15 protein-coding genes are annotated in these 15,562 nt (G+C 33.6%); 1 reads left to right on the top strand and 14 read right to left on the bottom strand.

Annotated elements, in window-relative coordinates:
• Nucleotides 1–32 precede the first annotated feature (32 nt).
• The 3 genes from DWW68_RS01740 to DWW68_RS01750 are packed head-to-tail and all read right to left on the bottom strand — an operon-like array spanning nt 33 to nt 2,524.
• The gene (locus tag DWW68_RS01740; RefSeq protein WP_118588650.1) at nt 33–1,397 is read right to left on the bottom strand and encodes a PFL family protein; all 1,365 of its coding nucleotides are present in this window, start codon (nt 1,395–1,397) and stop codon (nt 33–35) included.
• A gap of 16 nt (nt 1,398–1,413) precedes the next feature.
• A complete protein-coding gene (locus DWW68_RS01745; RefSeq protein WP_021953122.1) occupies nt 1,414–1,686 on the bottom strand; it encodes an ACT domain-containing protein in 273 nt (90 codons plus the stop codon).
• Nucleotides 1,687–1,714: 28 nt separating this feature from the next.
• On the bottom strand, nt 1,715–2,524 hold the full coding sequence (locus DWW68_RS01750; protein ID WP_118588651.1) for an MBL fold metallo-hydrolase: 810 nt from the start codon (nt 2,522–2,524) through the stop codon (nt 1,715–1,717).
• A 112-nt stretch (nt 2,525–2,636) separates the two neighbouring features.
• Between DWW68_RS01750 and DWW68_RS01755 the strand changes: the two genes are divergently transcribed.
• Nucleotides 2,637–3,563, top strand: a complete 927-nt coding sequence (locus tag DWW68_RS01755; RefSeq protein ID WP_118588652.1) for a nucleoside recognition domain-containing protein — start codon at nt 2,637–2,639, stop codon at nt 3,561–3,563.
• 162 nt (nt 3,564–3,725) lie between these two features.
• Here the strand turns inward: DWW68_RS01755 and DWW68_RS01760 are convergent, their stop codons facing one another.
• The 11 genes from DWW68_RS01760 to DWW68_RS01810 all read right to left on the bottom strand — a co-directional run bounded on the left by DWW68_RS01760 (nt 3,726) and on the right by DWW68_RS01810 (nt 15,470).
• Nucleotides 3,726–4,265, bottom strand: coding sequence for a hypothetical protein (locus tag DWW68_RS01760; protein WP_118588653.1), 540 nt, complete (start codon nt 4,263–4,265; stop codon nt 3,726–3,728).
• A gap of 278 nt (nt 4,266–4,543) precedes the next feature.
• The gene (locus DWW68_RS01765) at nt 4,544–4,960 is read right to left on the bottom strand and encodes a hypothetical protein (protein ID WP_021953126.1); all 417 of its coding nucleotides are present in this window, start codon (nt 4,958–4,960) and stop codon (nt 4,544–4,546) included.
• Between the two features lie 23 nt (nt 4,961–4,983).
• Nucleotides 4,984–8,280, bottom strand: coding sequence for an RHS repeat-associated core domain-containing protein (locus DWW68_RS01770; RefSeq protein WP_118588654.1), 3,297 nt, complete (start codon nt 8,278–8,280; stop codon nt 4,984–4,986).
• A gap of 8 nt (nt 8,281–8,288) precedes the next feature.
• Nucleotides 8,289–9,332 (bottom strand): hypothetical protein, encoded by a 1,044-nt coding sequence (locus DWW68_RS01775; RefSeq protein WP_118588655.1) that lies wholly within the window; start codon nt 9,330–9,332, stop codon nt 8,289–8,291.
• Between the two features lie 461 nt (nt 9,333–9,793).
• Nucleotides 9,794–10,387: a hypothetical protein gene (locus DWW68_RS01780; RefSeq protein ID WP_021953130.1), complete on the bottom strand. Its 594-nt coding sequence runs from the start codon at nt 10,385–10,387 to the stop codon at nt 9,794–9,796.
• A 12-nt stretch (nt 10,388–10,399) separates the two neighbouring features.
• Nucleotides 10,400–10,879 carry a pantetheine-phosphate adenylyltransferase gene (gene coaD, locus DWW68_RS01785; protein ID WP_021953131.1) on the bottom strand — a complete coding sequence of 160 codons (480 nt, stop codon included), beginning with the start codon at nt 10,877–10,879 and terminating at the stop codon, nt 10,400–10,402.
• Nucleotides 10,880–10,883: 4 nt separating this feature from the next.
• Entirely contained in the window at nt 10,884–11,438 is a 555-nt protein-coding gene (gene rsmD, locus DWW68_RS01790) for a 16S rRNA (guanine(966)-N(2))-methyltransferase RsmD (protein ID WP_118588656.1), read from the bottom strand.
• Between the two features lie 145 nt (nt 11,439–11,583).
• Nucleotides 11,584–12,699: a 30S ribosomal protein S1 gene (gene rpsA, locus DWW68_RS01795; RefSeq protein WP_021953133.1), complete on the bottom strand. Its 1,116-nt coding sequence runs from the start codon at nt 12,697–12,699 to the stop codon at nt 11,584–11,586.
• Nucleotides 12,680–13,561 (bottom strand): 4-hydroxy-3-methylbut-2-enyl diphosphate reductase, encoded by an 882-nt coding sequence (gene ispH / locus DWW68_RS01800; RefSeq protein WP_021953134.1) that lies wholly within the window; start codon nt 13,559–13,561, stop codon nt 12,680–12,682. The genes rpsA and ispH overlap by 20 nt, the downstream gene beginning before the upstream one ends.
• A gap of 3 nt (nt 13,562–13,564) precedes the next feature.
• Nucleotides 13,565–14,227 (bottom strand): (d)CMP kinase, encoded by a 663-nt coding sequence (gene cmk, locus DWW68_RS01805; protein WP_118588657.1) that lies wholly within the window; start codon nt 14,225–14,227, stop codon nt 13,565–13,567.
• A 13-nt stretch (nt 14,228–14,240) separates the two neighbouring features.
• On the bottom strand, nt 14,241–15,470 hold the full coding sequence (locus DWW68_RS01810; protein WP_118588658.1) for an NAD(P)/FAD-dependent oxidoreductase: 1,230 nt from the start codon (nt 15,468–15,470) through the stop codon (nt 14,241–14,243).
• Nucleotides 15,471–15,562: the final 92 nt, after the last annotated feature.

Genomic DNA, 15,562 nt, shown 5'->3' on the forward strand with positions numbered 1-15,562 from the left:
ATGGTAATTGTGGTAAGTAGTCTTTTTTGTTATTAGTTCTTAAAACTATGTATAGGTGCAGGAATTCTTCCTGTTCTGTTTACAAAATTGTCACAGGCAAAGTTGTTTACAGGCATTATCGGTGCATAACCTAAAAGTCCACCAAATTCAACCTCATCTCCCACCTGTTTTCCAACAACAGGGATAATTCTAACAGCTGTAGTCTTCTGATTAACCATGCCAATAGCTGATTCGTCAGCAATTATTCCGGCAATAGTTGTAGCCTTTGTATCTCCCGGTATTGCAATCATGTCAAGACCAACTGAGCATACACAAGTCATCGCTTCAAGCTTCTCTATTGTAAGAGCTCCTTCTTTTACTGCATCTATCATTCCCTGATCTTCACTTACAGGAATAAACGCACCACTTAATCCACCTACATATGACGAAGCCATTACACCACCTTTTTTAACCTGGTCATTAAGCATGGCAAGGGCAGCTGTAGTTCCCGGAGCACCGGCTCTTTCTAAGCCTATTTCCTCTAAAATATCTGCAACACTGTCTCCAATGGCAGGTGTAGGTGCTAAAGACAAATCGATTATTCCGAAAGGAACATTAAGTCTCTCAGATGCTTCCTTAGCTACTAACTGACCTACTCTTGTTATTTTAAATGCTGTTTTCTTTATTGTGTCACAAAGAACTTCAAAGTTCTCTCCACGAACTTTCTTTAATGCGTGTCTTACAACGCCGGGACCGGATACACCAACATTGATAATTGCGTCGGCTTCCGTAACACCGTGGAATGCTCCTGCCATAAAAGGATTATCATCAGGTGCATTGCAAAATACAACTAACTTGGCACATCCTAAAGAGTCCTGTTCTTTAGTTGCCTGAGCTGTTTCTAACACTATTTCTCCCATAAGACGTACTGCATCCATATTAATACCGGTCTTAGTAGAGCCTACATTTACTGAACTGCAGACTCTTTCAGTACATGCTAAAGCCTGAGGAATTGACTTTATAAGATTTTCTTCTGCCGTAGTCATTCCCTTACTTACTAAAGCTGAATAGCCTCCTAAGAAATTAACTCCAACCTCTTTTGCTACCTTATCTAAGGTTTTGGCAATAGTTACAAAATCCTCCGGTGTCTTGCAGGCACTAGCTCCCACAATACCTATAGGTGTAACGGAAATTCTCTTATTTACAATAGGAATACCATATTCCTTTGAAATATCCTCCCCTGTCTGAACAAGGTCTTTTGCCAGTCTCTTTATTTTATTATAAATATTATTGTTAAGTATGTCTAAATCACTGCTTATACAGTCCATCAGACTAATTCCCAATGTAATTGTTCTAACATCAAGATTATAGTTGTCTATCATCTTGTTTGTTTCTATTACTTCAAATCTGTTTATCATCTAAAGCCTCCGTTTTTTAAATTCTATGCATGCTGTTAAAAATATCTTCGTGCTGCATCTTTATTGCAACTCCGATTTCTTCTCCGATTTTATCCAAATCATCTGCCATTTCATGTACCGGCTTTGATGCATTATTACAATCAACAATCATCATCATGTTAAAATACTCCTGCACGATAGTCTGTGAAATGTCAAGAATATTTACATTGTTTTCTGCAAGATATGAACAAACTCCTGCAATAATTCCTACTGTGTCTTTTCCAACAACTGTTATAATTGTCTTCTTCATAAAATCCTCCTACATAAGTAAAATATATTTATATAATAATCTGGGATGAAGGCCTTGTGCCACTGGCAACTTTCAGGTCTATATCATCTGCACAAAACTTATTATTTCCAAAATTTATTTCATTTCTCACTGCCTCAAATGCCAAAGCCGGATAATTATTTTCCTGACTTAAATGTCCCAACATAATATGCTGTAACCTGTCACTTATTATATTATTAATAAGATTTCCGCATGCCTCGTTAGACAAATGTCCCTTATTTCCCCATATACGCTGCTTTAAATAATATGGATAAGGCCCTGTCTGTAACATATTAATATCATGATTTGCTTCCAGCAAAATAGCATCTAAATCCTGTAAATTATTTATTAAAGGCTCGCTACTTTCCCCTAAGTCAGTAACAACGGCACAAACTTTGTTGTCCCCTGATGTATTGCTCATAAATTTGTAGCAAACAGGATCCGCTGCATCATGACTGATTTTCATTGGCATAATCTGCATATCCCCTATAACCAAATCCTTCATAGGAGATATAACATTAAATAAATCTGTATCTACCTGCCCTATGGATGATTCATTCAATATATAATCAATAGTCTTCTCTGTGGCATATACAGGCTTTTGGTACTTTCTAAGGAACACTCCCAACCCCTTTATGTGGTCGCTATGTTCATGGGTTATAAGTATTCCATCCACATCATCTGCCGTCTTATCAAAAAACTCCAGACCTTCTTCTGTTTTTTTTCTGCTAATTCCCACGTCAACCATTAATGTTGTATTTTCATTATCAACAACAATACAATTGCCTTTACTTCCACTTGAAATAGACGATATTTTCATATGTACACCTCTAAACTTCCTTGTACATTTTATTGTATTTTTCAATTAATTTCAACCTATATTGTTGTAATAATATAAATTTGCCAAAATATTATAAATAAAAAAGGCATTTATGAAAAAAATTATTAAAACCATCCTATGTGTTTTTGCCATAGTATTAACTGTTACATTTCCTGCTTTAATATCAAAAAGTGTAAAGGATGGCATTGCCTTGTGTCTATACACTCTTGTTCCTGCACTGCTTCCTTTTATGCTAATAGTAAATATAATGCAAAAACATGATTTGTGTTCCCAGATAAGTTATATTTTAAAGCCAATATTAAAGATTTTCTTTAAAATATCTGATAACGGGTGTTTTGCCGTAATTATCGGCTTTATTTGCGGATATCCCATGGGAGCTAAAACCATATCAGATTTATATATTCATAAAAAAATATCTTTTTCCGAAGCTGCATATTTAGTAACTTTTTGTAACAATTGTAGTTTGTCTTTTTTGCTTAATTATATATTTCTAAATTATCTGCAAAATTCTTTTATAAAAAATACTGCATTTATTAATCCAGCATTGTTATGTGTCATTCTTGTATATTGCCCTGCCTTTATTGTAGGAACAGCCAACCGTTTTTTATTAAAACCTGACATTACAGTTAATAATTCAAAAGCTATGCCCTTTACCGGCAACCCAATACTTTTATCTGTTAAATCCTTAACAACCCTGTCGGTTTATGTTATTTGTTTCAATATTATGTCCCGGTTGCTTTTGACTCTTCCCATAAATGCCACGTTTAAATCAATTCTTTGCGGCGTAAGTGAAATAACGTCAGGAACTGCTATTATATTTGAAAACATAAGTGGAAACACTGTTCTTTGTACATACCTTATACTTTTGTTTACTGTTTTTGGTGGCATTTCCATTACAATGCAATCTTTAAGTCAGATTTGTCATTCAAAATTAAAGGTATATTATTTAGTGGGCAAATTAGAATCATCTGTTGTTTTTACATTATTATTTTTTATTTTATATCTTGTAAAAAACTAATAAAAACATTTCATTTAAAAAAACAGGACTAATCAGTACATAATACCGGTAGTCCTGTTTTTTATTAAACAGTATGAATTTTAATTATTTATCTCATGTTTTTCTTCAAAGTACTGCCCCGTATCTCCAAAATATGTATACATTACAACTGCACTTATTCTATTACCTGAATATATATCGCTCCCCTTCAATTGTCCCTTTGTTTTCGTCCAATATGTTTATGTATAAAATATACTCCTGTAGATATCCGTCTTTATAAATACACTTAGAGACATCTTCTACTTCGTTTTCCCCTCCCCCATAACCAAATTTTACCGTATGCATTTCATTACTTGTGTAAAAAATAAACTCCCTGCAGGGAAAGATTTCTTCACCCCTTTCTTCCACCATTTTTTTTATACTTTCATAGCTTTCATCTTTACTATCAGCTCTTATCAGTAAGTCATTATCATCAAAAAAGTTCGTGTATCCAACTTTTGCTTCTTTTCTAACACGTTTTCCCCTACTTACATTTCCACATATCATATCAACGGTTTTACTTGGACAATACGCTCCCGTATGAAGCATGTTTCCCCCTTTCCAGTATTCTTTTCTCTTACACTTCATGTCAGTTTCATTAATTAACTCTTCGTACTTATCTTCATATTTTTTTCTAATGTCCTCTAATTCATATATAACACCATCCAATTCCTTTTTTCTCATATAAAATTTCTCCTTTAATAAGGTGCTGCACTGCTATATGTAGTTTCCTGTTGGATTTTTCCGTGAAAAACATTCCTGTTTCAATTAAGCTGTTATTTTATAACCGAATTGTTTTTTCATATTTAACCACATATTTTATAGCTATGTCCCTAATCCATTTTCTGGGATGATCTGTATATTTTTGCATTATTTCATACACTTCACTTTTCCTATAGTTACTTAGTGCCCATATTACGTGTCCTTCTATTTCCTCATCTTCTAATATCTACATTACTTCTCTAATTATCATGTATATAATATAATGTATGACTCTCTAAATCATACAAACCGACGTCATAGCCACCTCCTTCCTCTTTCCTATAGTAATAATCCCCCTCAGTTATACATGAACTATCAAAATCATATTTATCTGGTTCACTCATAAATTCCGATTGAAAATTATTAAAATATTGCTTAATAACCTTAACGTAATCTTTAGACACTACTGTATAATATGAATTTTCTGAAAAAGTTACATCAAAAGATTTATCATAATAGTATTTACAATAATCTGTGTATTTCTTAAAACCATCATCAAAATACTCATCGCAAGACTTATATCCATCTAAAATAAACTCTTTTGTATTATTTCCACATCCTGTTATTACCATAGCCACACTAATTCCAATTATTATAATTCCATTTGCTTTCATCATATTTACACCGCCTCTCTTAGAATCTAAAATGTAGTTTTATAATTCAATCCCCAACGAAATGGTTTCAACTGTCCTGAATCTTGCATATATTTACCTATATTATTTGCTAATCCCGCAAAACTAAACCATGATCTCGTCTCCGTAAAATCATATATATCACCTATAGATATGACCAAATTCCATTTATGCCCGTCATACATTCTTGCATTAACAAACACTCTAATATGTTGAACAGAATAATATAAATCTCTATTTTCTGTAAACTCAAATGCAAAATTAAATACTTTCTGTCCATCTATTCTTTTTTTGCACTTATCAAGTTCTTTTTTTACCGCCCTACTTAACTGAATATCACTTTTAATTTTATTTGTAAGCTTTTGTAATTTGTTACTAGGCATTTTTTTACCCCCACCATATAAAGCGTGATGAAACATCATCTTTGCAACAAGATATCCCTTTGCGGTGAGAAAAACGTTTGCAGCTTGCCACACATGTCTCTTAAACGTCTTTGTGACTTTTATCGGATAAGTAATTAAATTACCAGTTTCATCATTCCCTATAATTGGATTACCTTCACAATACATATATAAATTATAACTCCATCTATTTTCATTTGCGCCAATATATTTTACATCATCAGCATTAATAAATCTTCCCACTTCAGCATCATAGTACCTACTTTGAAGGTAATAAAATCCACTCTCGTTATCAAAATAATATCCTCTGTATGTAATATGATTCAATGCATATGGTATCTCATTTTTCTCATAACAAACTGTATCTACCACATTTCCCCATGCATCATACGCATAGCTTGCAATCTTTGCACCTGTTGAATCAATCAGTCCTATGACATCCCCTTGCATATTTTTTTCATAATAAATGCTTTTCCTGTTAAGTTCCTGATTCATTTCACTTATTTCATTATACTCAAAACCTGCGATGTCTCCATTACCATCATAATAATACCAAATATCATATTTTCTTCCCGATAACTTGTATGTAACAGTTTCTCTTATGAGTTTTTTTTCATCCCATTCATAATCAGTAGATGTTATATTTGTTTCTTTATGAGTTCTAAGTCCATTTTGATTGTATTCATAAGTTACGTCCGAATCATCACTCAATATTATTTTTGAAAGTTCTCTGCCTCTTATCCATTCAAATTTCTTCCCGTCATGGTATTTAACAGGATTTCCAACACTATCATATGTTATCTTCTGATTTCCATATTTCGTCAACTGATCAGCCCAATCACCATTTTCATAACTATATTTTATGTCCTGTATATTTGTAAGACTCCCATCCGAATTTATTTTTTTTAGATGCTTTGCCACAACATTTCCAGTACTTGTATATCCGTAAACACATCCCGTGCTATTAACATAATCCAACTCCTTTACTAATCGCCCATGTACATCATAAGCATATTCATAAATTCTGTTTCCATCAAGTTTAATTTCCGTTATATTTCCCGACAAATCATAAATATATTCATATTTTTTGTTTTCACCATATGCATTTATATTATATGATATCTTTGTATCAGACATTTCGTCCTGATAACTATTCAATAGATACTTTTTGCACAATTGCGAATATATCTCATAACTTATCTTTTTATTCTCGTCAGAAGACGTTACCACAATATTATCACCATTATACAAGGTGTCTGTTGTTACGGTTTTATCTTCGTCCGACATATCTGTTTTCTGAGATTCTTGATATGTCACCTTGCTTCCCTGATTCTTTTCAAATGTATAAGATATATTTTTATCTGTTATGTTTCCATCTACATTTTGACTATTTTTTACTTCCTTCATAAATCCATCATTCCTTGCTACGGTGATGTTGTCGTCTGAATATACATAATCATAACTTATTTTCTCTTTACGCGTACAATCTATAAATTTAAGTATTCTCCCTTCATTGTCATATTCTGTAACATATGAACATTGTGTATCATCACAATAATATATTTCAGATTTTTTTGTATATGAATTTCCATTTTCATCAATAGATTTTGTAGTCACCGTTCTTATTTTCTGACCATTTCCATATGAAGTAATTTGTTCTAAAATATTACTATTTTCTGTTATGTTACTTTCATAATTGACTAATTCAACGTCTCCAACTTTCAAGGTTTTCATATCACCATTTTTGTATGACATTGTATATTCTGTCTTCTGATCACATATATAGGTCACATTGCCATCACTGTCATATGTGTATGTTATGCATATGGTATGATTAATATCATTCTGATTTTCCTCTACAATTGCAGTGTTGTTTCCATTCTCATCATAGAAATATTTTATAACTTTATTTAATGTAACATCTCCATAATCTGTTGTTATTTTCTTTGTATCTCCACGATAAATATTTACTATATATGTTACTTTAACACCGTCTTCCATTTCGGAATACTCATAATCGTATAATCCCTTATGTACCTGAGCCGAATATGCACCAAGCCTATCTGTTCCCTTATTCTGTGGATTGTCAGTTTTCCTAGGATTAACTGTACCAAAATCATCAGGATCATACACTTCATCAAAATCTGAATCAACAAGCCATGGATCCGTTCCTTCCCTGTACTCTCTTACATCTGACCAACCATCTCCATCACTGTCTTTTCCATCTTCATTCTTTACTGCCGGGTCCGTTCCAAGAGTAAAAACCTCATATCCGTCAGGCAATCCATCTCCGTCACTATCCTGAACGTACTTTGGTTCCGTTTCCGTACTATCCTCTGTCTCAGTATTCCATTTTGTCTTAAAATCCCATATTTCGTATCCGTCTTCCAGACCGTCCCCATCAGTATCTCTTGTCACGGCACTATATGTCCCTGCCTCATCCTGATTTTCTTCACCTGTTTCACTGTTAATACTATAAGAAAGTATGTTACTTAAATATTTTCCGTCTTTTCTTATTGCAACTAATCTTACATCCATATCCGTGGTATCACTGTCTATGTCTAAAGAATACTCCAAATCACTGGTTCTTGCAACCATTTTAAAATCCCCATCATTTTTTCTGGTCGCAATCATGTATTCCTCTACTTCTTTACCTGAGCCATCACCGTAATCTTCCCAGTTCAGATCTATTTTTCCTGTATCTTCCTGATATTCTCCCGTAATATTAAAATCCCCATAATACTTTCCATTCATATCTATAGGGTCAAAGTAATCCACTACAAACATAGGTGCTTTATTCGTAGCTGTTCCACATATCCTCATATATGACATGTTCTCTTCCGTCCCGGTACATAGTGCAATTCCATATGTTTCGGGAATCTCACCAAACGCTATCTTTTCCACCCATTTCTTTACGTCCAGATTGTATTTTTCCCCTGCTCAAATCCTGTCTGACTTGATATAAGTTCATCAGAATTGGACGGTTTTGTGTTCCATGTTACCTGAGAAATATCCCAGTTTTCTTCAACCGGATATATATTTATTACCGGATTTCCAACCACTTCCTTTATATCAACGTTCAAAACAGCCAGACTTATAAACTTGTTCTTCAGCCTTTCTTCAAGTCCCCTCCATTTCATAATTGCCTGACCATAAAATCCTTCTGATATTTTTCCAACCAGCATTTCATTACCGCCATCTATAACATAATTCGCCGGATAACCACTGGTTGGATTACTTGCATCAACGGTATCCTTACTCGTCCAGTACATTGTAGGGTCAAGAGTTACCGGATATTTTGTATCTTTTGAATTCAAAAATTTCTCATCCAATGCTTCGGTAACTGTCCATGTATCACCGTTATTTTTTATATCATATTTTATGTTAAAGCTGTAATTAATTCCGGTACTGTCACACAGGTATGGTGATGAAATATATGCCTTCTTTTTACCCTTTTCATCATATATTCCGATGACATTGGTTTTCTCATCCAGTTCCATGTACATACCATTAAGCACATATTCATAAGTAATCGTATTTTCTGCAGGTCTACTGTTAAAAATGACATTTTCCTTAACACCATTATTTAGTGATATGTACTGTGTTTTGCTATCCTCTCCGGTATATATAACTTCGTAGTCTCCATCACTTTTCTTTGGCATTTCACCTTTTTCCGTTTTCTGCGAAAATGCAATTTCATATTTATCTTTTTTCATAATAATTGGGGTATCTTTGCCGAGTTCTTCCGGAAAATACTGTTTTGAGTTTCCCTCAGTATTCACCATTTTATATTGGGCAATGGCTTTATTGCTTTCCACAACATCAGTCTTTTCAAGTTCCTTAAGATCTTTATTTTCTATTTCTTTTAAAGAGCTGTCATAGTCCTTCCACTTACCATTTTCCTTATAACGTATATCGTCTCCATACCATTCCAGTTTTTTGCTTCCATTGCTCATAAGATATGTGTTTGAGTTTTTGGTTCTTTCGTCTTTTAGTTCCTTTACGACCTTTACCTCATAACTTATCCTCCACTTTTGTTTACTACTTCAATTTCTCCCTATAATTGAAATTACATTAACGTTACTGTTTTTTCTTTTCATTCTCCCATTTTTAAGTATTCCGTTTATAGCCTTTATTTATCTACATTTTATTGTTGGGATTTTAATGTTGCAATAGGTTATGCGTAAACGTATCCGTTTTTTGCGCAAGTGAAGTTTTTTAAATTAATTTTTCATCTCATTAAACTTATCAAATTTCCAATATCATAATTTTATGAATCATCTCTACTGTATATAAGCTTATCTAAGCCAATCTGTTCAATAATATCTACATAGTTTTTAAAATCTATACGTAAAAAGAAAGACCTTAGATAAACTAAGATCTTTCCACCATTCAGTACAATTTAGTGTTATGAAAATTATAATAAATCTACAGTTAAATCATCATCTGAATCATCACTTGCAGTATCTTCATCTTCCTGACCACTTAATTCTTTTCTGCTTTCAACAACAACATTAAGTGAGCTGTTAAGTGAAGTCATCATAGTGCTTTGTGCACTTTCAAAACTATTCATACCAGTTGTAAGAATGCTCTGAACATTTGATAAAATATCATCTGTATACTGCATTGCTCTTGTTCTTAAATCGTTTGCTTCATTTGTAGCTGAATCTAAGATTCCCTGAGCTTCAGTTTGTGCCTGTTCAATAATCTGATTAGCTTCGTTGTATGCCTTCTGCATAATTTCATGTTCACTTACTAACTGATTAATATGTGCTGTTGCTTCAGCAATCATAGCCTCTGATCTTTCTTTAGCATCATTTAAAATAGCATCCTTGTTAGCAATAATCTTCTGATATTTCTTAATTTCATCAGGTGTTCTTAATCTTAATTCTGCTAACAATTCATCAATATCGTCTTTGTTGACAATAATTTTTGATGTTGATAATGGCTGAAATTTACAATTATCAATATATTCTTCTATCTCTGTAATAATCTGCTCAATCTTACTCATATCGCTTCTCCTTTATCTCTTAATCTTATCATAAACTTTATTTACAACTGTTTCGGGAACAAGTTTGCTAATGTCAGCGCCATAATATGCCGCTTCCTTCACTGTACTTGAGCTTAAATAAGCATACTCTAAACTGGTTGTAAAAAAGATTGTATCAATCTCATTGTTTAATACTGTGTTTGTCTGTGCCATCTGAAGTTCATATTCAAAATCAGTAACAGCCCTAAGACCTCTTACTATAACCTTGGCATTCACTTCCTTTGCGAAATCCACCAAAAGACCCTCAAAAGACATCACTTTAACGTTTGGCAAATCCTTAACAACTTCTTCTAGCATTTTAACACGATTTTCTACTGAAAACAACGGAGATTTAGAATTATTATTTAAAACACTGACGATTAATTCGTCCACAACTTTTGAAGCTCTCTTAATTATATCTAAGTGACCCATAGTTACGGGATCAAAACTTCCCGGATATATCGCTCTAGTCATCCTTTCACTCCATAATCTTAAAAAAAACATGCTTGTTTGTCTTATACTTCTTTTCTTTCGTAATCTCAAATCCTAATTCTTCTGCGTAAGACATATCTGTATCTAGAGAGGCCTCCACAATGATTAAAGAATTTTTATTTATTAAATCAGATTTTCCCAGAAAAATCAACACATCCTTCTCATATTCTTTGTTATAAGGTGGATCCATAAATACTACGTCAAACATTTCCCTGCCATTTAGTCTGGCAAGGGCTTCGTTGCATGACATCTGCATTAACTGTGCTCCATCTTCAAGATGTGTAAATTTCAGATTTTCTTTTATGCAGTTGCAGGCTTCTCTATTATTCTCCACAAGATATGCTTTTTTAGCTCCACGGCTTAAAGCTTCTATGGCAATAGCCCCACTTCCACTAAACAAATCAAGAAATACTGCATCGTACATTAAATCATTAATCATGTTAAATAATGTTTCTTTAATTCTGTCTGTGGTAGGACGGGTATCCATTCCTTTAACAGTTTTAAGCTGTAATCTGCGTGCCTTTCCCGCAATAACTCTCATAAAGCGCCTTGCTCCTTATATTTTAAGAAAATCTCTTTTATATCAGGCAGATGCTTTCATCTGCTCCTGTTGTTTCCATAACAAAACATAAAAGCAAGCACTAATATGCCTGCTTTTACGTTGTCAATAAATGAATTACTTCATCTTATTCCTCTGTGTCCTCAGTTGCTTCCTCTACAGGCTCTTCAACTGTATCTTCAACTTCTTCATCAGGAAGGAGTTCCTTCATGCTTAAGCTGATTTTCTTTTCTTCTTCATTGAAATCAACAATCTTTGCTTCGATTTCCTGACCAATTGATAATTCATCAGCAGGCTTATCTACATGATGCTTTGCAATCTGTGATACATGTAATAATGCATCAACACCAGGCTCAATTTCAACAAATGCACCGAAATCTGTCATTCTTGCAACTTTTCCTGTAACAATAGCACCAACAGCAAACTTTTCACTTGCATTAGCCCATGGATTTGTGTCTTCAAACTTAAGACTTAAAGCAATCTTATCTCCGTTAATTTCTTTAATAAATGTAGTAACCTTATCACCAGGTTTGAAAAGTTTTCTTGGGTTTCCTACTCTGCCCCATGACATTTCAGAAATATGAAGAAGACCATCAGCTCCTCCGATGTCAACAAAAGCGCCGAAATCTACAACGCTCTTTACAACACCTTCAACAACATCACCTACTTTAATTCTTTCAAATAAAGCTTTCTTAGCAGCTTCCTTCTGTGCAACTATTAACTGCTTTCTGTCACCTATTATCCTCTTCTTTGGACTTAATACAAACTCTGTAATAACAAATTCAATTTCCTGATTGAGATATTTGTTTAAATCTCTTTCAAAATTGTCTGACACAAGGCTTGCAGGTATAAATACTCTTCCGCCTTCAACATCAACACTCAAACCACCTTTCAAAATCTGTACAACTGGTGCTTTGAGAACTTCTTTATTTTCAAAAGCTTCTTCAAGTCTCTTATTTGCCTTCTCTGCAGCAAGTCTCTTATATGATAAAGCAACCTGTCCTTCACCATCATTAACTTTAAGAACTTTGACTGTCAGTTCATCGCCTACTGAAATTACAGTTGTCAGATCTACAGGTGTGTTAGAGTATTCATCTCTTGTAAGAATACCATCAGCCTTATAACCTATATTAAGAACTGCGTAGTCTTCTCTTACACTGATTACCTTTCCTTCAAGAACTTCTCCATTGTGAATAGTCTTGAATGATTCATCCAACATTTGTTCAAAACTCATCTCTGACATTAAGAACGACCTCCTCAATAATATTCTTTGGGGTAGATGCCCCTGCTGTAATACCTATAGACTTTAATGAATTACCTTCACACGACTTCATATAACTGTAAAACTCAGACCCTTCCTTTAAATCATCAGTTGTCTGAATAAAAAATGTATTTTTGCATTCTTCCTTACATATATCGTATAGCTTTTGTGTATTCGAACTATGTCTGCCGCCAATGACAATCATAGCCTCAACTTTTGACGAAATCTCTTTCGCTTCAGCTTGTCTTTCGTGTGTCGCATTACATATCGTATTTACAACATTAATATCATAACCTTTTTTTTCTATAATTTCAACTAAATATTTAAATTTATTGTGGTTAAATGTCGTTTGTGATACAATACATACCTTTGAATCCGATTTAATTGTAATTTTTTCAACATCTTCACTGTTGTTTACAACCCATGCTTTGCCATTTACCCAGCCTTTTATACCTTCTACCTCAGGATGTTTATCATTTCCGATTATAATTACTTCTCTGCCATTAGCACTTTCCTCAAATACAATTTTATGAATTTTTTTAACAAAAGGACATGTTGCATCGACTATTCGTATTTTTTTATTTTCCAATAAATCATAAATACTTTTTTCTACTCCATGGGAGCGGATAATTACTGTTCCTTCTGTAATTATCTTTAGTCCTTCTAAATCATCTATAACCTTTACACCCTTTGATTCCATATCCTGTACAACCTGCTCATTGTGGATAATGGGACCATAGGTATATATTCCTGTATTATGATTTTCTATTTCATCATAAACACTGTTTACGGCTCTTTTAACACCAAAACAAAAGCCTGCGCTTTTTGCCAGCACAATATCCATATACTATTTACCTTCCTTTGCAAGCTCTTTAATTTTATTTACAACTTCTTCAATATTCATATTGGATGAATCAATTAAAACCGCGTCATCAGCTTTCTTTAAAGGTGAAATTTCCCTGTTCATATCCCTGTAATCCCTGTCTTTAATATCCTTTTCAATATCTTCTATGTTACAGTCCACACCTTTTTCCAGAAGTTCATTATATCTTCGCTCAGCTCTTGTTTTAGAACTTGCCGTTAAATATATTTTAAGGTCTGCATTTGGAAGCACGGCAGTAGCAATATCTCTTCCATCCATAACGACATTATTTTTGCTTGCTATGTCACGCTGCATTTCCACTAATCTTTCTCTTACCGGACCATACACTGCAATGGCACTGGTCATGTTTCCAATAACCTCCTGCCTTATTTCACCGCTTACATCTTCATTGTTTAGCTTCATTTTCTGAACACCATTTTCATACCTAATGGATATTTCCGCTTCCCTACATTTTGCCACAACTTTTTCTTCTTCATCAGCTTTTATTCCTGCTCTATAGCATGAAAGTGCCATTGTTCTGTACATAGAACCTGTGTCCACATAAATAAATCCCAGTTCCTTTGCTACTATTTTGGCTATTGTACTTTTTCCGGCCCCTGCCGGTCCGTCTATTGCTATATTATACATAAATTCCTCCATTTTAATAAATACTGCTTCCTGCTAAATATCCTGTGCTCCACGCCACCTGAAGGTTATACCCTCCTGTCAGTGCATCTATGTCAAGAACTTCCCCTGCGAAATATATACCCGGCACAATTTTTGACTCCATGGTTTTTGGGTTAATGTCCTTTACTGACACTCCGCCTTTTGTAATAATTGCCTCATTATAGCCTCTTGCACCTGAAATACTCATTTTCAATTCTTTTATTAATTTAACCAGATTTTCTCTTTCTTCTTTTGTTATTTCATGTACTTTTTTATATTGATTAATACCGGATAATTCAACAATAACCGGAATAAGTTTTTTAGGCAATAATTTATCTAATGAATTATTGAAATTTCTGTTTATGTTTTCTTCAAAATCTTTCAATATTCTTTTGTCTAATGCCTCATTAGAAAGAGCCGGTTTCAAGTCTATTTTTGCAATAAATTGATGTTCCTTTAACTTGTCACTTATATGACCACTTGCCGACAAAACAAGAGGCCCGCTTATTCCAAAATGAGTAAAAAGCATTTCTCCCATTTCACTATAATATTGTTTTCCTGTTTCATCCTGAATTTTAAGCTCCACGTTTTTAAGGGATAGTCCCTGAAGTTCCTTACAAAATTCCTCTTTAATATTAAATGGCACCAAAGATGGATATCTCTCTGTTATAGTATGTCCTATTTTTTCTGCGAATTTATATCCGTCTCCTGTAGAACCTGTAACAGGGTACGAAATGCCTCCCGTTGCTATTATACAGGCATCACCAATATGTTTTTTCCCATTTTTTTCTTTTAATATTATATTTTCATTTTCTTTACTAACAGATACAATCTCTGATTTCAAGTGAATATTAACTCCAATGTCTCTCATCATTTTGTTTAATGCATAAATTACATCTGAGGACTTATCACTTAAAGGAAAAACTCTGTTTCCCCTTTCAATTTTTGTTTCTACTCCTGCACTTTCTATCATTGTACATACTCCGTAGCTGTCTAAACAATGATATGCACTGTACAAAAACTTTGAATTTCTCATTATATTGGCAAAATGATTTTCTATATCCGATGCATTTGTAATATTGCATCTTCCTTTGCCTGTTATAAAAAGTTTCTTTCCGTTTTTTTCGTTTTTTTCAAAAACATGAACTTCATTTCCATTATATGCAGCAGCTATGGCAGCCATCATTCCTGCCGCGCCGCCTCCAATAATCAATACCTTACTCATTTCTAAATCCTTTTTTCCGGGAAATTTACCCTTATTAAAAGATAACACCTGCTTTTAATAAGCAGGTGTTTAAAATCTTTCATAATATAAAT

The sequence above is a fragment of the Eubacterium sp. AF16-48 genome (assembly GCF_003479405.1).
Lineage (GTDB): Bacteria > Bacillota > Clostridia > Lachnospirales > Lachnospiraceae > Eubacterium_G > Eubacterium_G segne.

What these genes read in the sequence shown, in the direction of transcription:
- DWW68_RS01740 (WP_118588650.1), bottom strand. Translation starts at nt 1,397, where the DNA reads ATGATAAACAGATTTGAAGTAATAGAAACAAACAAGATGATAGACAAC.
- DWW68_RS01745 (WP_021953122.1), bottom strand. Translation starts at nt 1,686, where the DNA reads ATGAAGAAGACAATTATAACAGTTGTTGGAAAAGACACAGTAGGAATT.
- DWW68_RS01750 (WP_118588651.1), bottom strand. Translation starts at nt 2,524, where the DNA reads ATGAAAATATCGTCTATTTCAAGTGGAAGTAAAGGCAATTGTATTGTT.
- DWW68_RS01755 (WP_118588652.1), top strand. Translation starts at nt 2,637, where the DNA reads ATGAAAAAAATTATTAAAACCATCCTATGTGTTTTTGCCATAGTATTA.
- DWW68_RS01760 (WP_118588653.1), bottom strand. Translation starts at nt 4,265, where the DNA reads ATGAGAAAAAAGGAATTGGATGGTGTTATATATGAATTAGAGGACATT.
- DWW68_RS01765 (WP_021953126.1), bottom strand. Translation starts at nt 4,960, where the DNA reads ATGATGAAAGCAAATGGAATTATAATAATTGGAATTAGTGTGGCTATG.
- DWW68_RS01775 (WP_118588655.1), bottom strand. Translation starts at nt 9,332, where the DNA reads ATGAGCAATGGAAGCAAAAAACTGGAATGGTATGGAGACGATATACGT.
- DWW68_RS01780 (WP_021953130.1), bottom strand. Translation starts at nt 10,387, where the DNA reads ATGAGTAAGATTGAGCAGATTATTACAGAGATAGAAGAATATATTGAT.
- coaD (WP_021953131.1), bottom strand. Translation starts at nt 10,879, where the DNA reads ATGACTAGAGCGATATATCCGGGAAGTTTTGATCCCGTAACTATGGGT.
- rsmD (WP_118588656.1), bottom strand. Translation starts at nt 11,438, where the DNA reads ATGAGAGTTATTGCGGGAAAGGCACGCAGATTACAGCTTAAAACTGTT.
- rpsA (WP_021953133.1), bottom strand. Translation starts at nt 12,699, where the DNA reads ATGTCAGAGATGAGTTTTGAACAAATGTTGGATGAATCATTCAAGACT.
- ispH (WP_021953134.1), bottom strand. Translation starts at nt 13,561, where the DNA reads ATGGATATTGTGCTGGCAAAAAGCGCAGGCTTTTGTTTTGGTGTTAAA.
- cmk (WP_118588657.1), bottom strand. Translation starts at nt 14,227, where the DNA reads ATGTATAATATAGCAATAGACGGACCGGCAGGGGCCGGAAAAAGTACA.
- DWW68_RS01810 (WP_118588658.1), bottom strand. Translation starts at nt 15,470, where the DNA reads ATGAGTAAGGTATTGATTATTGGAGGCGGCGCGGCAGGAATGATGGCT.